18 protein-coding genes and 2 pseudogenes are annotated in these 20,846 nt (G+C 38.4%); 8 read left to right on the top strand and 12 right to left on the bottom strand.

Going from position 1 to position 20,846, the window contains the following annotated elements; translation table 11 throughout:
• Window positions 1-42 precede the first annotated feature (42 nt).
• From AN394_RS19650 to AN394_RS19635, 4 genes are read right to left on the bottom strand one after another with little or no spacing between them, the layout of a single operon-like run.
• Window positions 43-525, bottom strand: coding sequence for a cytochrome b/b6 domain-containing protein (locus AN394_RS19650; RefSeq protein ID WP_055022339.1), 483 nt, complete (start codon window positions 523-525; stop codon window positions 43-45).
• A 31-nt stretch (window positions 526-556) separates the two neighbouring features.
• Window positions 557-862, bottom strand: a complete 306-nt coding sequence (locus AN394_RS19645; RefSeq protein WP_055022338.1) for a DUF3240 family protein — start codon at window positions 860-862, stop codon at window positions 557-559.
• A complete protein-coding gene (locus AN394_RS19640) occupies window positions 855-3,923 on the bottom strand; it encodes an efflux RND transporter permease subunit (protein ID WP_055022337.1) in 3,069 nt (1,022 codons plus the stop codon). The genes AN394_RS19645 and AN394_RS19640 overlap by 8 nt, the downstream gene beginning before the upstream one ends.
• Window positions 3,924-3,926: 3 nt before the next feature.
• On the bottom strand, window positions 3,927-4,916 hold the full coding sequence (locus AN394_RS19635; RefSeq protein ID WP_055022336.1) for a hypothetical protein: 990 nt from the start codon (window positions 4,914-4,916) through the stop codon (window positions 3,927-3,929).
• 197 nt (window positions 4,917-5,113) lie between these two features.
• Between AN394_RS19635 and AN394_RS19630 the strand changes: the two genes are divergently transcribed.
• Window positions 5,114-5,623, top strand: coding sequence for a LuxR C-terminal-related transcriptional regulator (locus AN394_RS19630; RefSeq protein WP_055022335.1), 510 nt, complete (start codon window positions 5,114-5,116; stop codon window positions 5,621-5,623).
• Between the two features lie 384 nt (window positions 5,624-6,007).
• On the opposite strand, the pseudogene AN394_RS19625 reads toward AN394_RS19630, so the two are convergent.
• Window positions 6,008-6,917, bottom strand: a pseudogene (locus tag AN394_RS19625) (IS110 family transposase).
• A 360-nt stretch (window positions 6,918-7,277) separates the two neighbouring features.
• Here AN394_RS19625 and AN394_RS19615 point away from each other — a divergent pair.
• Window positions 7,278-8,141 carry a DNA replication terminus site-binding protein gene (locus AN394_RS19615; RefSeq protein ID WP_055022333.1) on the top strand — a complete coding sequence of 288 codons (864 nt, stop codon included), beginning with the start codon at window positions 7,278-7,280 and terminating at the stop codon, window positions 8,139-8,141.
• 305 nt (window positions 8,142-8,446) lie between these two features.
• Window positions 8,447-9,346, top strand: coding sequence for an IS5 family transposase (locus AN394_RS19610; RefSeq protein WP_055022332.1), 900 nt, complete (start codon window positions 8,447-8,449; stop codon window positions 9,344-9,346).
• A 1-nt stretch (window position 9,347) separates the two neighbouring features.
• On the opposite strand, the gene AN394_RS19605 is transcribed toward AN394_RS19610, so the two are convergent.
• Window positions 9,348-9,998 (bottom strand): HD-GYP domain-containing protein, encoded by a 651-nt coding sequence (locus AN394_RS19605; protein ID WP_235576285.1) that lies wholly within the window; start codon window positions 9,996-9,998, stop codon window positions 9,348-9,350.
• Window positions 9,999-10,118: 120 nt separating this feature from the next.
• Here AN394_RS19605 and AN394_RS19600 point away from each other — a divergent pair.
• Window positions 10,119-11,026, top strand: a pseudogene (locus AN394_RS19600) (IS30 family transposase).
• Here the strand turns inward: AN394_RS19600 and AN394_RS22545 are convergent.
• From AN394_RS22545 to AN394_RS19565, 6 genes are all read right to left on the bottom strand, one after another.
• Window positions 11,001-11,306: a PAS domain-containing protein gene (locus AN394_RS22545; protein ID WP_055022330.1), complete on the bottom strand. Its 306-nt coding sequence runs from the start codon at window positions 11,304-11,306 to the stop codon at window positions 11,001-11,003. The pseudogene AN394_RS19600 and the gene AN394_RS22545 overlap by 26 nt on opposite strands.
• Window positions 11,307-12,482: 1,176 nt before the next feature.
• Window positions 12,483-12,785: a hypothetical protein gene (locus AN394_RS19585; protein WP_055022328.1), complete on the bottom strand. Its 303-nt coding sequence runs from the start codon at window positions 12,783-12,785 to the stop codon at window positions 12,483-12,485.
• A gap of 172 nt (window positions 12,786-12,957) precedes the next feature.
• The gene (locus tag AN394_RS19580) at window positions 12,958-14,316 is read right to left on the bottom strand and encodes a conjugal transfer protein TraH (RefSeq protein ID WP_055022327.1); all 1,359 of its coding nucleotides are present in this window, start codon (window positions 14,314-14,316) and stop codon (window positions 12,958-12,960) included.
• Complete coding sequence (gene traF / locus AN394_RS19575; protein ID WP_082423028.1) at window positions 14,316-15,299, bottom strand: conjugal transfer protein TraF; 984 nt, start codon at window positions 15,297-15,299, stop codon at window positions 14,316-14,318. The genes AN394_RS19580 and traF overlap by 1 nt, the downstream gene beginning before the upstream one ends.
• Before the next feature lie 10 nt (window positions 15,300-15,309).
• Window positions 15,310-15,975 carry a hypothetical protein gene (locus tag AN394_RS19570; protein ID WP_055022325.1) on the bottom strand — a complete coding sequence of 222 codons (666 nt, stop codon included), beginning with the start codon at window positions 15,973-15,975 and terminating at the stop codon, window positions 15,310-15,312.
• Between the two features lie 2 nt (window positions 15,976-15,977).
• Window positions 15,978-16,310, bottom strand: a complete 333-nt coding sequence (locus AN394_RS19565; protein ID WP_036973899.1) for a hypothetical protein — start codon at window positions 16,308-16,310, stop codon at window positions 15,978-15,980.
• A gap of 1,587 nt (window positions 16,311-17,897) precedes the next feature.
• Here AN394_RS19565 and tnpA point away from each other — a divergent pair.
• From tnpA to AN394_RS19535, 4 genes are all read left to right on the top strand, one after another.
• The gene (gene tnpA, locus AN394_RS19550; protein ID WP_055022322.1) at window positions 17,898-18,212 is read left to right on the top strand and encodes an IS66 family insertion sequence element accessory protein TnpA; all 315 of its coding nucleotides are present in this window, start codon (window positions 17,898-17,900) and stop codon (window positions 18,210-18,212) included.
• A complete protein-coding gene (gene tnpB / locus AN394_RS19545; RefSeq protein ID WP_055022321.1) occupies window positions 18,209-18,559 on the top strand; it encodes an IS66 family insertion sequence element accessory protein TnpB in 351 nt (116 codons plus the stop codon). The genes tnpA and tnpB overlap by 4 nt, the downstream gene beginning before the upstream one ends.
• An 82-nt stretch (window positions 18,560-18,641) precedes the next feature.
• Window positions 18,642-20,144, top strand: coding sequence for an IS66 family transposase (gene tnpC / locus AN394_RS19540; protein WP_055022320.1), 1,503 nt, complete (start codon window positions 18,642-18,644; stop codon window positions 20,142-20,144).
• 67 nt (window positions 20,145-20,211) lie between these two features.
• On the top strand, window positions 20,212-20,664 hold the full coding sequence (locus AN394_RS19535) for a GNAT family N-acetyltransferase (protein WP_235576284.1): 453 nt from the start codon (window positions 20,212-20,214) through the stop codon (window positions 20,662-20,664).
• The last annotated feature ends 182 nt before the right edge of the window (window positions 20,665-20,846 follow it).

Genomic DNA, 20,846 nt, shown 5'->3' with positions numbered 1-20,846 from the left:
ATGTATGGATTCCTTATTGGTAAAAGTAATTGTCCAATTTCTTTATACCGTACTCACTATATTTGGGGGAGGAGTCCATACATCTCCTAACGGTGGGTAGTAAATATCAGTCTCTGCCAGTATTAAGCCCGTTGCCATTTGAATTGTCATTGCTATCAGCAAAGCTAATACCATGAGCTTTCCTATTGGATTATGGCCTTTGTATACTTGTTTGGGAGAGCGTCTGAATTTAGTTAGTTCCTTCTTATGCCCTTTCATAAATGGCAGAGTTTGTGACCACATGTCATTCGACGAACCAATAAACCCCATAACCAGCCGAATGATAAGGTTTATGGCAAAAATGTAACCGATAGTAACATGTATGGTTTTAAGCATTATTTTGGCGTCCACCGTTACTCCAAGTGTTTTTCCATTAAAGATGATTAAGCCGATCACTATTAGTAAGCTAATTGTGATGACGTTTATCCAGTGAAAAAGCCTGATGCTTTTAGGCCACACATAAGTAAGTGTTCTAGTTTTGTTCATAACATTTCTCCTTTTCCAGAGATTGCGTAACTTATAAATGGCCTGTTTCGGTGATAGTTGTTGTCCAATACCTAATTTTTATGGTTGTAAATAGTAACTTTAGTTCTTCTTTAAGCTTTTCTAATTCACATTGCTCAATAACTACTTCAAACTTCAGCATATCTTTGTAGCCTCTAACTTGTTCCTCTAAGCTAAAAGCACTATGTTTCTTGCTGTATCCCATGATCGGGAAAATGTTGAAGCCGGATGCTATATCACTCAGCATTAATTGGTCGATAACATCATCCTTGTGCTTCTTAGGGACTATGAAGGTAAAAACTAATGATGAACTAAACATTGCGCTGCTCCAATAAACGATACCAGATTGGTAATAAATAGAGTGTTGTTGCCGTTGAAGTCAGTAAGCCTCCTATAACAACTATAGCAAGCGGTTTTTGTATCTCAGCTCCCGGACCTGAAGCAAACGCTAAAGGTATTAGGCCAAACATTGCAGTGGTCGCGGTCATAAGTACTGGACGCAGCCTTCTTCGAGAGCCATCTACTACACGTTCAGTGATATTAGATATAGTGGTTCTGCTCTGTTCGAAATAACTAACCATAACGATACCATTGAGTACTGCAACACCAAGTAATGCAATAAAGCCAACTGATGCAGGAATTGATAAATATTGTTTAGATATTAGTAACGCAAAAACCCCACCCATTAAGGCGAATGGGATGTTACAAAGAATCAAACTTGCTAAGGATACAGAGCGAAAAGTTGTAAATAAAATCACAAAAATTAAGATCAAAGCTAAAGGAACAACGATAATTAAGTTCTTCATTGCTCGTTGCTGATTTTCGAACTCACCACCAAAAGTTACGGAATAGCCGCTAGGAAGCGACAACTCAGAGTGAACTTTAGCTTGTAACTCTTCAACAAAACTTACCACATCTCTGTTTTCAACATTGGTTGTAATTGAGACAAAACGTTTACCTCGTTCTCTTTCGATCAGTAAAGGTTCTTGTTCTACCTTAATGTCAGCGACGCTCTCTAGAGGTAAAATGGTATTATCAGGCATTAAAACAGATACTTGTTTCAAATCATTTATTGAGCCAATCTGACTTGCTTTGTGCTTCGACGAAGCACCGAAAACAATAGGCGTAAATTTATTAACGGTAACTAGTTTAGATATTTGTGAGCCTTCAAGTTGTGGCTTTAGAAAATCAGTTAATGCTTTAGTGGTTAAACCAAATTGATGAGCTATTTCAGGTTTTAATGAAATGCGAATGTATTTTCCACCCTCTATCAATGCTGTTTGTATGTCTTGACTACCAGATACTTGGCTTACTAACACTTTCATTTTTTCAGCGATATTTGCTAATTCTTGGACTTTATCCCCAAAAACTTTTATTGATACATCGCCTGTAGTGCCAGTTAGCATTTCAGTTACCCGCATTTGAATAGGTTGAGTAAAATTCGTGTTCATACCGGGGTAATTTGATAATACGTTGCGTATATCTTCGATTAGCTGTTGCTTGGTATCAAAGCGCCACTCATTTTGAGGCTTCAACTCCATGAATATATCCGTTTCATTTAGGCCCATAGGATCTAGGCCAAGCTCATCTGATCCAGTTCTGGCTACAATTTGAAGTATTTCAGGTACTTGTTTTAGTAGTGCTTTCTCTACTTGGGTATCAATATTTAGAGAGGATTGCAGGGTAATAGATGGCGACTTTTCTAGTTGAACAATGATGTCTCCTTCATCCAACGTAGGCATAAAACTTTTCCCCAAACTTACAAAGGCAAAAATGCTTGTGATCAACACCAAAAAAGCTATCGATGATGCTGATTTAGGTGAATTAATAACGCTTAATAGCGACTTTTTGTACTGTATTTGTAATGATTTGATGAAGCTAGGCTCACTCGCTTCATTTGATTTCAGTATCATTGAAGCTAGCACCGGGATGCAAGTAAACGCTAAAACTAGCGCAGATAACATCGCAAAAACAATCGTCAATGCAACAGGCGTAAACAGCTTCCCTTCTAACCCTGAAAGAGTTAATAGAGGGGAAAAAACAATAACGACAATTAATGTTCCTGATACAGTTGGCACAGAAACTTCTTTACATGCTCTATAAATAACATGCAGCTTAGGAAGTTTGCTGTTTTCTGACAGCCTATTTACAGTATTTTCAACAACGACAACAGATGAATCAACAAGCATACCAATAGCAATAACTAAGCCTCCTAAACTCATTAAATTTGCTGATATGGAAAAATGGCTCATTAATATAAAAGTGGCAAGAGCTGCCACCGGCAAGGATATAGAGACAATTAGTGCCGCTCTAAAGTTGCCAAGAAATAAGGCTAGCAATATGATAACGAGCACTACAGCTTGAACTAATGCATTTGTGATGGTTTCAATAGCAGTACTAATCAAATTAGATCTGTCATAAAAGACATTGATAGTAGTGCCACTAGGTAGTGAGCGCTCTAGTTCTAAAAGTTTTTCTTTAACTGAACTTACTACTTGGTCGGTATTACTGTTTTTTAGCGCAATAACTAAGCCTTGTACGGCCTCTTCACCATTATGTGTCACTGCACCATAACGTATTAAACTTCCTTCGTTGATTGCTGCAACATCGGCTAACCTGATTATTCCTTGTTGGTTGTTTTTTATAACTAACTGACGTATATCATCAATTTTTTCAAATTGTCCTTGTGTTCGAACAACAAAATTGTCGTTACCTTTGTTTATTCGGCCAAGTCCTCCATTTAAATTGTTAGCTATTACGGCTTGTTCAATATCACTAAAAGAAACGTCTAGTGATTTCATTTTCAAAGTAGTTGGTGTTATTTCATATGTTTTTACATAGCCGCCTAAACTGTTTACGTCTGCGACACCTTCAACTGTTCGAAGAATCGGTCTGATCTGCCAGTCCAAAATATCACGTCGCTGTTGAAGGCTTAAGTTTGGATTATCAACTGTAAACATAAAAATTTCACTTAGAGGCGTACTCATAGGAGCAAGACCACCAGAAATACCCTCTGGGAGTTCAGCCCAAATATTCATCAGCCTTTCATTTACTTGTTGTCTCGCCCAATAAATATCAGTGCCTTCTTCAAAATCAAGTGTAATATCAGTAATAGAATATTTTGTGGTTGAACGAAGAATCTTTTGAGATGGAATACCGAGTAACTCTGTTTCGACAATACGTGTAATTTGAGTTTCTATTTCCGAAGTTGTCATTCCCGGTGCTTTTAAGACGATTTTTACTTGGGTAGGAGAAATGTCGGGAAAAGCATCAATTGGCAAATTAAACCAAGCGTTGACTCCTGCAGCAGTCACGAGCAAAGTCAAAATAGTAATAAAAATTCGTTGAATAAGAGAAAACCTGATCACCGCACTTATCATCGTTTATTCTCCCAGCCCGAGAAATAGACCTTGGGCAATGCTAACAAAGGAGCTAAGTACTTCGGCTTGAGGTGTTAGATTGTCAGATTGAACAATGTAGCTATCATTCTCATTGCCAATAATAATGACCTTAACTAAGTTTATTTCTTGTCCTCGTTTTACTGCAACATAGCTTTTGTTATTGAGTTCGAATAATGACTGGTGAGGGACTTTAATACCTTCAATTAAAACGATAGGTGTTAGTAACAGTTGTTGCCCGAGTTTAAGCTCACACGATGAGTCGAAACTACTCCATACTGTTTGCTTATAACGGCTGATTGTTTCGTCAACATTTTCTACTTTTAGTATGCAATTATCTTCAGTTTTAAATGAGTTAACATTTTTTACATTGCTAGCTAATAGCGAAGATTTTACAAAAACATTATGGGAAGGAATTATTTCAAAAAGGTATGGTGATTGTTCGTTCGTATACTCAAGTTGACCATTAGAAGGACTGATTATAAAAATATCGCCGTTCTTATCGATGGCTAATTGTTGTAGTGCATGGCTTAAGTGTTCAAAACTTAACTTTGCTTGAAGATAGGTTTTGTTGATGTCTAACCATTCAGCACTTTTTATCGTTTTCGAATTTGCATAATTTTTAACAGACTCAAGATGCTTCTTACTTTTTAAAAGTATTGATTTACTGGCATCTATTTCTTCTAAGAAGTGATTTACTTCTGGCCCTTCTATTCTAGCTACTTTTTGTCCTTTACTTACCTTAACACCCGGATTGTATAAAAAAGATATTTGTTGCGGTGTAAAAGGCAGTTGTACTTTGAAACTGGATTTAGGTTTGAAGGATACTTCTCCAAGCACTTGCTCTATCTCCATACTGTCAACCCGATGTACGGTTTGGAACTTATGTTTAAAATTTCCCAATTGTGAAATGGCGATCACTGAATTGGTGACTTGTTCAGCTTGAATATGCATGCTTAAAACAGTTAACAACATTGACGCTATTAATGAGAATAATCGATATGAGGTTGCTATCATTTGTTACTGACTCTTGTTAGGCTAACTGGGATAGTTGCCTTGAATGGTTTGTAAAGTGAAGTTACCTTACAAATAATGTTTAGTTTTTACGTCAGGCATGTGTTGTAGATTCATGAGACAAATGTCCCATAGACTTTTTAACTGGTTGATTTTAAATGAAAGATAAATCGATAGCGGTGCTTCTAGCTATAATAATGGTACTCAATTTTTTTGATGTAATTACTGATATTTCTTTAGGTGTTCCAACTTGGCATATTGTCGAAGAAAGCTTGATTGTTTTAGCTTCAGCGATTGGTTTTGTTTTTTTGGTTCGAGATATTTCAAACCGCACAAAGCGTATTAAACAGTTGAAAAGTGAATTAGATAAATCGGGCATTCAACTAAAAAATATTTCGGAAGAAATGAAGCACGCTCGTATAAAGTACAGTGAAGTCATAAATGAACAGTTTAATCAGTGGAGACTGACAAAAAGTGAACAAGAAGTTGCTATGTTAATGCTGAAGGGGTTGAGTTTTAGAGAAATTAGTGGTGTAAGAGATACTAAAGAAAAAACAGTTCGCCAGCAGGCTTCTAGTATATATGTCAAAGCGGATGTAGAGGGTCGGCATGAGTTTTCAGCTTGGTTTTTAGAAGACTTCATGGAGCCTGACAGTACAATAGAGTAGTCATCCTTTATCTTACTTACCATCACTAGGAGGTTAGATCTTTAAAGCGTATGTAAGGGTGAATACTTTAAAAAAGAATGGCCTTTACTGGAAACAATGATAGTCCGCTTTTAGCAAAGAGCCGCAATTCGCTTCTGAAGCGTTTCTGGACATAATGTATGGTACGCCCCGTTTTGCAAGTTAATAACTAAAAATAACGGAGATGGTTTGCGCTAATGTACTCAGAGTCTATTAGAGACTTTCATTAGTCCCAGCTCTACGATGAGATCTGCGCCAGATTGTCCTCAAAAACGAGAAAGCATTTTTCTTGCTGAACTGTCCACAAGGTCTTCAATCTGGTGGTCTAACCGTTTTGTCATCATTAATTATCATATGCAAACTGACTTAAACTCTAATTTCAAAGGGCTTCTTCTTGGTCATTACAGACCAAGCTATTCTTGCTATTTTATTTGCTAAAGCAACAAGTGCGACATTAAATGGCTTTTGACATTTTAAATCTATCAACCATGTTCCAAAGAATTTTTCCGCTGTTTTATCCCGCCACATAACGGCACGAGCAGCGTGAATAAATAACTCTCTCAGTTCCTTATTCCCTCGCTTGGAAATACCTAACATTCTAGGTTTACCGCCCGTTGAGTATTGAAATGGAACTAACCCCAGCCAAGCAGCAAAATTACGGCCATTATCAAAATCCTGAGGACTACCAACTGCTGAGATACAGCATGATGCAGTCATAGGCCCAACACCTGGAATTGTTTGTAATAACTTAGCTATATCGTTTTCTTTATTTAACGCTAATAACTTATCTTCTTGAGCTTTAATCCACACATTTAATTGATTGTAATATTCATATTGAGTTGTTAGCTCTGCAATCAATAGCGGTGGCAACACTTCATTTTGATCAGCTATCCATTGGAACAAGTTTTTCATTTGATGATGGCCTCTCGGAAAGCTAAGCCCAAATTCCAGTAGTATCGAGCCAATTCGGTTCATACAGGCGGTTCTTTCTTTAATATAGCCAGAACGAACACGTCTAATAAGGAGCCCTAGTTGAGCTTCTTCTGTTTTGACTGAAACAAACCTCATGTCCAAATTGTTTGCATTTCCTTGCTAGCCAGTGAGCACCGCAGCAAGCTTCCATTGCAATAACTGTTGATTCTTGGACTGTTAGAAAATCGACTAACTTTGCTCTGGAGTATTTATTACGAAATATCTCACGACCAGAATAATCGTGACCAATTAGGTGAAAGGTTGATTTACCTAAATCAATACCTATGACTTTTGCAAATGACATGATGGTTTCCTCCTGTAATAGCCAACTCTATGAGTTTAGCTAATGGGTGGGGCGTACCATCTAATTAACGTGTTTGAATGGAACCGATAAATCGGGGATGCTCAAGACAGCCAGTATGATGACTTTAGTCCTTGCCTACAGCAGATAAATGTACGCCTCAAAACTATACCATCATACTAATATCTTTAATCAATACTCACCCGCCATAGTGCCACTGAACAGCCCCGATTGGATTGCGAAGATAAAAATAAATAAAAGAAAAATTAAAATAAAGGACAAAAACGCAGATGCTGAGGTGTATGCTTTATATACAATAAATGGTATGATGGTATAGAAAATAACCGCTTAAGTGAATTACCTATGTCTTTATATAATGATGTTGAGTTTGCATTTAACCAATTAGTTAGTGCGACTGAAGCACTTAACCAATTCCTTCATGAATGTGAGGTGGTTCATGCTGAATGCTATAAGTTACCAGCTTCAGCTGGTGACATGTCCGATACTAGTGGTTGGGAATTAGTAACCCCTGAAAAGCATACCGGCTTTACTGCATTAAGTATGGCCACAGGTTCTTTTGCCCGGTTTACGCCAGATTATAACCACTCACCTAAATACCCTTTTAGACTACCTGGCTTTATCCAATTGGCGCCAATTCATTATCAATCAGCTTCACAGCTGGTCGATGCATGTAATTTACAAAAAGTGATAATAAAAGAGCTCATCAACAGCAGCAAACTTAATCAAGGTCAAAAGCGAGAGCTAATACAGTCAGTTTGCCCTAACGCTATTACCTTACAAATATACAGGCTGATCAAAGTTGCTGGTGGCCCTGTTAAACGAGTTGGTTTCACTTGGTGTAACAAAAACAGTATGAGAACTATTAACAAAGATGAGTTTCTTACTTATTTAGCCGGCAGTAAAGATAACCCTCCTACAGGCAAAACTAGATCTGAATGGGCGCCATGGGTTGAAAAAGAAATTGAATTAGTAAAATCAAAACCAGGCGAAATTATCAAGGTGAAAAGACCTTTGCCAATTACACCTAAGCTGAACGTCTCTTTCACTGATGACACTAACACGGTTATGTTTTATGGCCATGTACCTATCATTGTATTCGGTGATGAGCCTTGTAAGATCTCACCATTAAAGAGTTGTATCAGATCAACAAGTGAAGCTGAACATTACAATTATTTAATCAAAAGACTATATGTAATGAATGAATAAATTCTTATATTTATTATACACCTGTGAGAGAGTACTTTATCATACTAAAATGGCAGCGATCGCAATCGATACGCAGCCATTCCTAAATCGAAAATGCCCCATTGTAAGTTAACGTAAATACTCTACCACCAGATTCGAGCTAGGTGCGGATATCAATCTTACTTAACTTAAAACGTCTGTTATAACTTATTTCATTATTAAAACTGGTAACTAACTATTCTTAAAGGCGTTGTTTCCTAAAAGTTTGAACTATCTTGCCAGCCTGTGATCAGATCATCTATATCCTACTAGCCTGTGCAACAACAATGAGCAAAATCACAAACTGGTCTCACTATAATCAAGCCCTCGTTAACCGCGGTAATATTCGCTTCTGGTTTGACGAAAAAGCAACGCGTCATTGGTATAACGAATGTACTCACGGTGGGCGTGGCCGCTCTAATCATTTCTCTGATCTTGCTATTGAAACTTGCTTAACACTCAAAGCTGTCTTTGGCTTATCGTTCAGGGCACTACAAGGGTTCACACAATCGGTATTATCTTTGATGAAGCTTCCGCTTGAAGCCCCAACCTACAGTTGTCTGTGTAAGCGCAGTGCTGAGTTGAATATTAAATTTCGCAGTAAAGTCCGCACCACTGGATTTGTAGATATTGTAGTTGATAGCACAGGACTTAAGGTGTTTGGCGAAGGTGAATGGCATGCACAGAAGCACCACGTAAAGGCAAGAAAAAAGTGGCGAAAACTGCACCTTGCGGTGGATGCCAACACGCATGATATTGTGGGGGCGCAAATGACGCTCAGTAACGTCACCGACGGCGAGACCCTCCAAGATTTGATAAGACCATTACGTCGGCGTATAGATAGAGTGAGCGCTGATGGTGCTTATGATAGCCGCCGCTGCTATGCAGAAATAACTGAAAAAGGCGCGATACCTGTTATCCCGCCGAGAGAGAATGCACGGCTGTGGACTGATAAGCATCCACGCAATGAGGCTGTCATGTTGTGCAATAAGTTAGGAATCGCACAATGGAAAAAGCTCAGTGGATATCATGTGCGCTCATTAGCAGAAACAGCGATGTACCGTTTTAAACAGTTGATGGGGGCTAAGCTAAATGCGCGTGATTACAATCGCCAACTGGTTGAAGCGATGATCAAAGTGAAGGCGCTAAATAAGATCAACACCCTTGGTCTGCCTAAATATCAGTAAGTTAAGTGAGTTTATTAGAGAGCTGCATTTGATCAACAAGGCCATTCTTAAACATAAGTTCACCAGAGTTAATTAATTCAATCGCCGCGTTTACAATAGTTATGTCAAATTTTGAACCACTGCCTTGTTTTAATGTTTCAATTGCTTTGTCAATTCCCGGAGCAAAGCGGTATGGCCTATTGCTCGCCATTGAATCAAGCACGTCTGCAACAGCTACAACACGAGCTTCGAAAATTATATCATTTTCTTTTAACCCTTTCGGGTAGCCAGAGCCGTCTAAGCGTTCATGGTGCTGCTCTACTATTTCTTTAATTGGCCACTTAAAGTATACATTATGAAAAAATTTACTGCCTGTTATAGGGTGTAGTTTAATTAAAGCGTATTCTTCTTCTAACAATGTAGTGGGTTTAGTTAATATTTCAGCAGGAGTGCTGATTTTTCCCACGTCATGTATTAAGCCACCAATAAATATCCCTTCTATTTGCTCAGCCGGTAAATTTAATTTTTTACCAATGGCTTCTGCTATATAAGCCACACTTCTTCCATGTCCAGCGGTATATGGGTCTCTAGCTTCTAGTGCAGCGATTAGCACATTTATGGTGTGCTTTAACGCATCACTTTCTGCAATTCGTAACTCATGTTCATTAGTCACATCCAAAATGACACTCCTGATTTCAGATAATAAGTGCGACACTCATGGGATCGCGTAGAAGAGGAAGCCAACTGCTGAAAGTGGTACGCTCTTCTCGCCAAAGAAACAAGCAGTACTACCATGAGATATCAGCAGTTGACCGAGGGCAGAAGATACCAGATTTCCATATTATTGGAAGAGGGGTTCTCTGCTAATGAGATCGCCAAAAAACTAAAATGCCATCGCTCCACCGTTTATCGAGAGTTAAATAGGCATAAAGTTAAAGAAGCCTATTGCCCTGATTCGGCGCATTTAATAGCTATGGGGAAGCGTAAAGCAGCACAGAAATACCGTATTCCCCAAAAACGTCCGAATATTGCTGCAAACAGATTGGAGTCCAGAGCAAATTTCAGTCGTTTTGACGAGCGTGGAACAGCCTGTCAGTCACGAGTGGATTTATCGCTATATTGCACAGGATAAACGTGGTGGTGGCAAACTATATCAGCATTTGCGTCAAGGACAAGGGCCCAGCGATTTTGAATGCGACTCCGATTGATGAACGGCCAGAAATTGTTGAGGGCCGAACTCGCCTTGGAGACTGGGAAATTGACACGGTACTGGGGAAACAAGGAACGGGTGCATTGGTCACCGTTTTAGAGCGAAAAACACGTTTTTACCTTGTTAAAAAAGCCGCATCAAAATCAGCAGAGGATGTTGCGCAGGCAACCATAGAGCTGCTTGCGCCGTATAAAAATCACGTGCATACAATCACAGCAGATAATGGAAGAGAGTTTGCAGCTCATGAGCTCATTTCGGCGACTTTGGAAACAGGGTTTTACTTTGCACACCCCTATTGCTCTTGGGAGCGTGGGGCAAACGAAAATGCAAATGGTCTGCTACGACAATATATAAAGAAAGGCACCGACCTGAGAGAAGTAAGTGATACAGATGTTGAGTTCGCAATGTCGCGGATAAATTATCGACCAAGAAAGTGTTTGAGTTTTAAGCAGCCAGCCGTGGTATTTAAAGAAACGACGGAGGCTGCTTAATTTTGGAAAGAGTGTCGCACTTCAGAGTTGAATTCGGGCTATTCCAAGTTATAACCCCACCTTCACCTTTTCTAGGTGTTCCGTAACCACGCAACCATTTAGTATCGGTACTGTTATGCGGCGTTATTCGCCACCCACATTCCCACTTCGACATATTATTAGCAGAATGTTGAATCGAACTCGTCATCTTTTTAATGTCTTCTGGGTGAATTAAGTCCCAGATAACCTGTGCGTTATTCAATACTTTTTCTGGAGGCCCCCCCCCCAGATAGCTTCGCATGCATCACTAATATATTGAATATTATCATAGCCTTGTTCATCGACATTGTAAGTAAATACTGCCGCTGGCAAGTTGTGCGACAAGTCTTCCAAAATTTCATTGGTGTTTGATTTTAAATTCATATATGTATGCGCATTGGTTAAGAGTTAAATTTAAACTAACCTTCAGTTTTAAGGTATTACAACTAAAGCTTTTTTTAATACACTATTATCCTAACAGGAAATATAGTGATTAATCGATAGGGTTCTCAATTGGTAGCTTCCAAAAATATTAAAATATTCCTAATAGAGCAAAATCCAGAAATGAATGGATTTTGCTTTCTATACTCCATGAGTTGCAGTCTAGTGACATCCATTTGTATAAAAGTGTTGATGTAGCTTGGAGTAAGCTAAAAGCAGACCGAGCCTGATTTAATAATATGTGATTGGTATCCAGATAAAAAGGATGCACTGAGTCTACTAAAAAAAGTCCGTGCCAAAGACGATGGTAGCTATATTCAGTTTGTCATTGTATCAGGGATTCTTGAACATGAACTTGTTGAGCTTGCTGTTTCAATGGGGGTGGATGAGTATGTTGTAAAACCTTTTAATATCAAAATTTTGGAAGACAAAATTAATACTGCTATTTCGGGGAAACATCACGAAGAAAAAACACACCAGCCGAAGACGGTTGAAGAATTTGATAGTTTTAAAACAAAGTTGGCAGTATGCATTAAAAGTACGAATTTAGTTGATTTGGTTTAGATTTTGGTAACACCTTAAGTTACCGGTTTTCTGCAAGTAACGCGGTTATGGTTGAAGTTAGATTTATCTCTAAGGTAATTGCTAAATCCCTAAAACAATTTGGCATTGTACGTAAGAAAAGTTTAACTCTAAGCCCATCTAAATTCTCTCAATCATCTAATGTACTGGCATTTATTGCAGGCTATATTGAAGGTGATGGATAGGTTAGAAAATATTACCAAAGAAATAATAAATGCTTTTGTATTGGCTTATGTAGTGGTTCAAAACAGTTCATCGAATGGGCTCATAATGAAATAAAGAGCCAGCTGGGAATTACTGGATCATTTAGCACCAAACAAAATACAGTATCATTAAAATATTCAAACTCGGCTAGCATTACCTTGTTAGAGCGCTTATATCCTGTCTCTAACCAGAATAGTAAGATTACAAAAGCTTATTCAGAATTGGCATCTATAACTGGCCATGACAAACTTGAAATTTCATCGTGATTAAAATAAAGCTTTGTTCCATCACTTTTCAAAATGTAGCTTTCCAAAGATATTGGATCTGTTCTTAATGTACCTTTGATATGACATTCAACTGATGTACAGCCTCGTAAAACTAATGTTGTATTTGGGGTACCATCACTGAGAAGAGCAACAACCCTATTTGTGACGTAGGTATGCAAAAGATAAATTATACCTATAACAACTATCACCATATTCCAAAAGCTTCTAAGTTTCTTAAATTCCGCCATATTTCGCCTTCACTGTATTGATTTAACTCGCCTATTTTTCTAAGCGTACTTTTAATGGGTACCCTCTTTGCAATCTTCAATAAAAAGGCCTTAACAAACAAATTTTTCATATATTTGTTTGTTAAGGCGCTTTGACACAACAACTTAATCATACATGAGCATTAATTTTAAATTACTTCATTGCCTGGGTAACCGCATATGGCGTAGCAACCAACTTCAAATCTTCACCTATTTTGTATCGCATTTTATCAAGATCATCATTGAGCTTATCCAGTGATTCGATATATGGTTTAGCAACAGCCCCTTTTAGTGATACACCTACAGATGAATTTGACTTGATGTTATGAAGCACTTCCTGAAGTACCGTTATTATTTGCTGAGCTACAGCTTCCTGAGCTGTTAATGATAATGTCTTTGCGGCCAACCGAGGACTTTTTAAAGCGCTAACTAACTCTGTAGCATTTAAATCTGCAATAGCTTGTAGTGCTATTTCATCTGCCGTCTGAGCTACATTCAGTCTTTTATCAATTTTGGCAACGAGCTTTTCTGCTATATCATCAAAAATGTACTTCAAGCCTCTGCTTGAGATAGTTTGTTCAATAGGGTTTAAGCAATTTGGATCTGTGCTTTCACACTTCATTACTCTAATTGAACCTGTATCAGACTCTTCGAAAATATCTCTTAATGAGACAGTTGCAGGTTTAGTTATTACATCAATCCCAGTATCGGTCGAGCTTGTGCTTCCAGACTTTCTAGAAATTGTTGTACCGGTTAACGACATGATCAGGTCTTTTAAGTTTGCACCACCCAAACCTGAGATTGAGGAATGGGTATATGCACTGACATTTGCATTCACTAGAATATGATGAGCTGTATTAACTTCTACTTCGACACCATTTTTTTCTGCTTTAACAGCTGTATTATCTGTATCGCCTTTCGTAGCGTTTGCCTCACCTCTATCTGTTAACCAACCTGAAGCATCATTTGCGAGCCCTTCTAAAGCACCAAACTGCACTGAGCTCTTGAAAGTATCGACTGCATTTGTGCCGTCATCTAATTTCAGATCTCCCAAATATCCAACAGCCTTTTCGCAGCCATTAGCCGTCATTTGATTAAATTCATCAAGTTTTGTTTGAAGGTCTGACATTAACTTACTACATGAGGGACAAACTGAAGTTAAAGCCAAGTTAAAGGCATATGATGGTACACCTTGTGCAATCGCCCTTCCCATTTGCACTAATTGGTCGGAGTTTATTAAACTAAAGCTTCCAGCAAAAAAGTCGATGCCACCACAGCCTCCAGATATTTTCGGAGGTTGAAAATTAACGACATTCGCTCTTACCCCTTTTACTCTGTAAGAAGCCCCACCAAAACTTATACCGTTTCTTGTTGGTGTACTGAATGAAGTAGCAGTTGTCGTTTGAAATGTTACAGCTTCAGTAAAGACATCTTCCATCACAGTTGAAGCATGAATTGATGGAGACAAAACGCTAAGTGCAATTAGCACTCTTAATTTATTAATTTTAAACATTACTGAGCCTTTGATGTCGTTGAAAGGTTAATCTCATTAAGCCGTTTTCTGAGTAGGTCAGATAGAATTGAAGGGTTGTCTTCTAGCTTTTGCTTTTCAACTACTAAAGGCTCCTTTGACACAAGAATGTCTTTTACTTCTTGTGTTTTAACAAATTGCTCCTCATTAATGAGGTTCATCCGTTTTGCTGCATAGAGTGCTCTTTGAACAAGTTCACTACCTGATGCCATGCCATATTTAATTGTTTGAAAGTGCTGACCATCATTTGAGACAAGCATTGTTGTAGGCGTAATGTTCACTTGAAACTTTCGAGACAAAGTCATATTTGGGTCGATCACATGCTTAACTCCCGGGAACTCTTTATCTAAAAGAATGCCATCCATCGAGATTGCTAACACATCAACCCCCATAATCTTAGCTAAGGACTCCATCGCAGGAAATTGTTGGTGACAATACGGGCAGTCAGAACGATAAAACATCCACAGCCCAGCTTTATCAAATAAAGAATTGAACACTTTGGCTTTATCTTTATTTGTTTTTACTTTATGAGCAAATAACGCATTACTTGAATTTGGTCGGCGGTTACTTTCAGAAAGTTGCTCTTCAAACATAAAAAATTCTTTTGTTTGATCGCTAAATGCATTCGCTTTGTCGATAGCTAAACGTTGTGCGTAATAATAGTTTGAAATGTTCTCTGTACTAGGATCATCAATAGCTGTATTGAGTAATTTAGGAAGGTTTTCTTTCAACCACGCTGAATTAATTTCAACCATTTCTGTTTGTTTCTTATCATTTGGCTGTGCAGAAGGAGGTTGCGCCTTTGGAACTTCTTGCTTTTCCTCATCTACAAGCTGAGGATCTTCGTAAAAGTGCCATCCTCTACTAGGTTTTTCTGTTCCAGAATCCAGTGAGCTTTTAGCAGACACAAAACCAGCATTCATAACTCCCAATGCTACAATGGTTAAACTTAAATAGAATCTCATTCCTTTCAACCTACGAAATTTTAGCTACTTGCGTGTGTTGTACTCGAACTGATTGCTCTTGAACGAAATGATGAATATTTACTTTTTTAAGTTTGATTGTTTTCACTGATTTAGGATTAACACCACAACGACACCAAGGACAAGAAGAAGTGAAACTTTGGGTTGTTCTTAAATAAAAGCGGCCACATGAGCATCTATTGGGGTATAAGTCCTGCTTAGAAATTCCACAAAACAATGAATTAACTTGATTAATGTCAATTGGGTCGACCAAATCTTGGAAGCGCTTATTAAAGCTTATACAAACATTAACAAGCATATCTGCAAAAACATTATCATTATCAAAATCAAAATCAAAATCAAAATTAGGGTACAGAGCTTTAGCTTCATTAAATAGCAGATTCGCTATCAAAAAGCCTTCGCGGTTTGAATCAACCCATCCATAACCAACTGAATTTGCAATTTTCTTGAACTCAAATGGCTTAGAAGAAATAGTGTCTACTTCCCTTTTTATTTCTTTATAGCGTCCAATTTTGATATAAGGAAAGAGCTCTGCAACAAGAGCTGGTCTTGCATTAAGAGACATCAGCGTAACAATCAGTGAAATGTCTCTTGTTATATTATATGAAACACTTCTTCCATCCACTAAACCTATGAGTTCTGAACTAATTGCATTCATAATTAATTCCCCACCACAGCGATTGAGGTACTTGCAGCTAAGTTTTTAAGCTTGCCAAGTTTTGAATCGTTATTCTCAGCACTTTTAATAGCATCTAGCATTTGTTTAATTCCATTCAAACCAAGCGATGCCGCGTTAATAACTGTTTTTTCTCTAGCTAGTCGTTGCAATGTCATTGTACTAGCATCACGTATAGCAACCACATCAGCTTCAGATTGAATACAGAAAAGGTGCGCAGCCAATTGAATATCTACAACTGCAGCTTGTTTCACTAGAAGCAACGCACTAACTTGAATAGATATTGCTTCATCCAAAAATTGACTTCGATTTTCCATGACACAACCAATAAAAAATTATTAACAATGAAGCTACATTTTAAACAGAAGGTCACTAAATTGGCAACTATACAAAGTGTATATTTCACAATTAAAATTTATAGAAAATTTAAACAATTGATTTTATTACAATTTATTCATTTATAAACCGACACATTATGATTCAGAAAAAATAAACACAACCTCTATCACTAGCACTTTGTAATTAGATAATTAAGTCGAGTACTGTTATCAAAAATCAAAGTTGGCCATTAACAATCCAAATGTAATACTTATGAGCTGGGTAACCTTCAAGAATTGAGGAAAAAGATTCATTCTTTATCACGAGTTCCCTCAAAGTATGTATTTGACCAAAGGGGGTAAAAAAAGATTGGGGTGCTCATTTCGGAGGTCGAGCCGAGCTTCAATTTAATATCGGCTTTGAAAATAATTCGTTTCGATATGGAGTAGCATTCTCCCTTCGCCCTAGTAGAGATCATCCAAACCTTAATGCTCTAATAGAGAAAATTAATTTATTCAATGAATTCGGAACTGAGTTTTACGATTTAAGCATGTGGCACTATGATATTGAGCGTGACGGCTCTAGAAGTGAAGACTTTCAGCCAACCATAATCAAGTCAGAATGGTACAAAACTAATGCTTTTATTTTCCTAGGTAAAAAAATCGTTAAGCAATTGATTTTAAACGAATTTGTGAAGTATTAGATCGATTACCACCTTTGTACCTTCACATAGAGATAGCATCAAAAAATGGCAATACTTCACTCCCTCTTTTGTTTTCAAACCAGGTTGCAGAACAAAACTGTCACTTACCAAAGCCTCCTATAAGAAAGATCAGCAAATAGATGTACGACTATTACACAATGATCTTCAACAGGCTTTGTATGATGAGTTAGTGCAAGTCTATGGCAGGGATAACGTAGGCACTGAAAACGTTATAGGATGCGGAAGAGTTGATCTGACTCTCCAATTGGGTGATAAGTACAGGTTGTATGAAATCAAAACAGCATTTAGTGCTAAATCATGCATACGGCAAGCAATTGGGCAACTTCTAGAGTATGCGTACTTTTATAAAGCAGGTTTCGTTGAAAAGTTAATTGTTGCTGGTCCTGTAAAATGCACAAGCGTTGAACATTCCTATCTGAATGAGCTGCAAAGCAAGTTTAATTTGACGATCGAGTATTATCAAATCAAAGGCGCATGCTTTGACTTTGATTAGGTTAAAAATTCATTTTACTTTCTTAGATTATATTTATGTTGAAAAACCCCGAAGTAAGGGCCGAAATATCCGAAGTGAGCGAGCTAATAATGAGGTAGTAGTTATGGAAGTTTGGATTACATTTGATTCAAATGTATGGGAATCAGAGATACATCAGTTTGCTTTTGAAACTCAACTACATTTATTTAAAGAGCAACGGTTACACATAGCAACCTTGTAAGGCAAAATGCCTAGCAAACCTCTATCAAAAAATCATGAATATCAAAGGTGTGTATGGAACTTAAAACACTGTAAGCGTCCGGCCAACCCCACCTAGCAACACCATTTTTTGTATTTGAAAATACCTTCAACTTTTTATTGGAGGTCTTTATGAATTCACCCATCCCTAAACGTTGGCTAGAAATCCTAGCGCTTCGCTCATCATTTACTGGAACGAATGAAGCGTTTTGCAAACACCATCAAGTATCTATCAGCTCGTTTTATAAATATAAAAGCATGCAACAGGTGAAATCTTCAGGTGCATCACCTCAATTTGTCCGAGTTGAGCAACAAGCCCAACGCACACACGTCAGTATCACTGAGCAACCAACGATTAACTTTAATACGCGCACTGGCCAACTGACATTACCCACAACACTTAACTGTGATGCTATCGTCTCAATTATTAAAGGTCTATCAGCATGAATATGTTTGTTAATCCGCCCGAGATGTACTTATGTGCTGAGCATGTGGACTTTCGTAAATCCATCAATGGCCTTGCGGCGTTGGTGGAATGTGAGCTTGAATTACCCGTGCTATCGGGCGCGCTGTTTGTGTTTTGTAATAAAAAGCGCGACAAGTTAAAGCTTCTCTATTGGGATAAGACAGGCTTTGCATTGTGGTACAAGCGACTTGATAAGCACAGGTTTAAATGGCCTAAGCTTAAACGTGACACCATGACACTGAATGAGCAACAATTACATTGGCTATTATCAGGGTATGACGTTATTGGCCAGGAAGAAATCAACGTCAGTCAGCACACAGTGACTTAATTACTTAGATCAATTGATATGATCATCAAGGTTTAAGTTATTAACCCTATTCATTGTGCATAAAAGCCGTAAAATAAACGGCATGAACGATGTATTTACCTTACAACAACGCATTGCTGAGCTTGAAAAACAGCTTAAATATGAGCGCGAAGTATCTATACAGAAAGATGCTAAAATCGCCTATTTATATGAGCAATTCCGTTTAGCCCAACAAAAGCAATTCGGCAAAAGTGCTGAAGGCTTTGTAGGGCAAGGTGAATTATTTAATGAAGTTGAAGAGATTGCTGAGAAAGCTGAGCCTGAGCAGCAAGGAATTAGCTACACCCGCAGCAAGCCTAAACGCAAGCCACTGCCAAAAGACTTACCCCGTGAACAAGTTATCCACGACATAGCAGATAAAAGCTGTGCATGTTGCGGTGGTGAGTTACATAAAATCGGTGAAGATACTGCTGAAAAGCTTGAGTTCATTCCAGCACACGTCAAAGTGATTGAACATATTCGCCCTAAATACGCCTGTCGTGAGTGTGAAAAATCAGGCACTGGGTCAACGATAAAGCAACAGCCTATGCCCGCTATGCCCATTAACAAAGGCATTGCCACCGCGAGCTTACTTAGCCAACTCATCACCAGTAAATATCAATATGGTTTACCGCTTCATCGCCAAGAGAGCATGTTTAAGCAATACGGCATTGAGCTGAGCCGCAAAACCATGAGCGATTGGGTGATTAAGTCAGCAGCGCTGTTTACCCCGCTGGTTAAACGGTTAAAAGAAGAATTACTCAAGCAACCACTCCTTAACGCTGATGAAACCACGGTCAATGTGGTGAAATCAGATAAAGTGAATAGTTACATGTGGGTGTACTGCTCAGGTGCTGACTCACCTAAACCCGACAGCCCCATCCCTAACATCGTGCTTTACGACTACCACACTAGTCGCGCAGCCGCCTGCGTGATGGATTATCTTGATGGCTATCAAGGGTACTTACATGTTGATGGTTATCAAGCTTATGAAAAGACACAGGCCAGTCTTGTGGGGTGCTGGGCGCACGCACGTCGGAAATTCATTGAAGCGAAAAAGCTGCAAGGGAAAAATAAGACAGGCAAAGCCGATGTGGTGCTCAGCTTAATACAAAAGCTGTATGGGATAGAGTCACGGTTGAAAGATAAATCAGCGGATGAGAGTTACCAGACTCGACAAGCACAGAGTAAACCGATACTCGATAAACTCAAACAGTGGCTTGAAAAACATCAGCCAAACCTTGTTGGTAATAGTAAACTCATTGATGCCGCCAATTACATGGCAAACCAGTGGCCGAAACTCATTGAGTACATTAATGATGGGCGACTGAGTATCGACAACAACCGTGCAGAAAGAGCCATCAAACCGTTTGTGATAGGCCGTAAGAACTGGCTGTTTAGCCAAACAGCGACAGGTGCTAACGCAAGCGCGATACTTTACAGCATCATCGAAACAGCCAAAGCCAACGGCTTAGCGCCATACGATTACATCACCGCGTGTTTAGATGAGCTGTGCCAATCAACACCTGATATCGATAGTCTATTACCGTGGAATTTTAAAGGCTAGGCGGTGATCACCAGACGGATACAAAACACTTTCTAAAAATCACGTAAATAAACTATTGGGCTTTTAATTGAAAAACAAAGAATGGTTTGAAAGTTTTATTGAGCCAAGGCCTAAAGACTTTTATTCTCACAGTGGTGTTACAAAGCATATTGATTATCTACTTAATCAAATTAATTCAGGCAATGCCTTTTGCGGTATTGTAATTAAAAACAATGTTATTGTTGCGAGAGCTAACCTAAAAAATATTTCAGACCAAAAAGCCTATGTGGGTTATCGTGTAGGTAAAGAGTTTACATCTAAAGGTGTAGCAAGTTACTGCTTAAAACAACTAATTCACATCGGAAAAAATAAGCTTAATTTAAAACAATTAAACGCTCAGGTGCTAAATAATAACCCTGCTTCAATGCACATATTGCACAAATTTGGTTTTGAAGCTATTGGTACAACAGCAAATTTTTTAAAACTAAATAACAAACAATTAAGTTGCACTGAGCTTGTTTTAAATACACATAATAAGTAACAAAGAGTGGATACATAAAACTTAGCTCGCTACTTACTGCGTTATGAGCATCCGGAATTTGTAAAGAGCCGCCTTTCGGCCCTAACTCACATTTGTCGGATAGACGACACCTGTTACCAAGTGTCGCCCTCCTAAGAACCGTACGTGCAACTTTCACTGCATACGGCTCAAGCCTTCACGAA

Origin of the sequence: Pseudoalteromonas sp. P1-26 (assembly GCF_001401795.1) — a bacterium.
Lineage (GTDB): Bacteria > Pseudomonadota > Gammaproteobacteria > Enterobacterales > Alteromonadaceae > Pseudoalteromonas.
This window is presented reverse-complemented; position numbering and strand designations above follow the sequence as displayed.

Coding starts and splice junctions, on each gene's coding strand:
- AN394_RS19650 (WP_055022339.1), bottom strand. CDS start 525: ATGAACAAAACTAGAACACTTACTTATGTGTGGCCTAAAAGCATCAGG.
- AN394_RS19645 (WP_055022338.1), bottom strand. CDS start 862: ATGTTTAGTTCATCATTAGTTTTTACCTTCATAGTCCCTAAGAAGCAC.
- AN394_RS19640 (WP_055022337.1), bottom strand. CDS start 3,923: ATGATAAGTGCGGTGATCAGGTTTTCTCTTATTCAACGAATTTTTATT.
- AN394_RS19635 (WP_055022336.1), bottom strand. CDS start 4,916: ATGTTGTTAACTGTTTTAAGCATGCATATTCAAGCTGAACAAGTCACC.
- AN394_RS19630 (WP_055022335.1), top strand. CDS start 5,114: ATGAAAGATAAATCGATAGCGGTGCTTCTAGCTATAATAATGGTACTC.
- AN394_RS19615 (WP_055022333.1), top strand. CDS start 7,278: ATGTCTTTATATAATGATGTTGAGTTTGCATTTAACCAATTAGTTAGT.
- AN394_RS19610 (WP_055022332.1), top strand. CDS start 8,447: ATGAGCAAAATCACAAACTGGTCTCACTATAATCAAGCCCTCGTTAAC.
- AN394_RS22545 (WP_055022330.1), bottom strand. CDS start 11,306: ATGCGAAGCTATCTGGGGGGGGGGCCTCCAGAAAAAGTATTGAATAAC.
- AN394_RS19585 (WP_055022328.1), bottom strand. CDS start 12,785: ATGGCGGAATTTAAGAAACTTAGAAGCTTTTGGAATATGGTGATAGTT.
- AN394_RS19580 (WP_055022327.1), bottom strand. CDS start 14,316: ATGTTTAAAATTAATAAATTAAGAGTGCTAATTGCACTTAGCGTTTTG.
- traF (WP_082423028.1), bottom strand. CDS start 15,299: ATGAGATTCTATTTAAGTTTAACCATTGTAGCATTGGGAGTTATGAAT.
- AN394_RS19570 (WP_055022325.1), bottom strand. CDS start 15,975: ATGAATGCAATTAGTTCAGAACTCATAGGTTTAGTGGATGGAAGAAGT.
- AN394_RS19565 (WP_036973899.1), bottom strand. CDS start 16,310: ATGGAAAATCGAAGTCAATTTTTGGATGAAGCAATATCTATTCAAGTT.
- tnpA (WP_055022322.1), top strand. CDS start 17,898: ATGAATTCACCCATCCCTAAACGTTGGCTAGAAATCCTAGCGCTTCGC.
- tnpB (WP_055022321.1), top strand. CDS start 18,209: ATGAATATGTTTGTTAATCCGCCCGAGATGTACTTATGTGCTGAGCAT.
- tnpC (WP_055022320.1), top strand. CDS start 18,642: ATGAACGATGTATTTACCTTACAACAACGCATTGCTGAGCTTGAAAAA.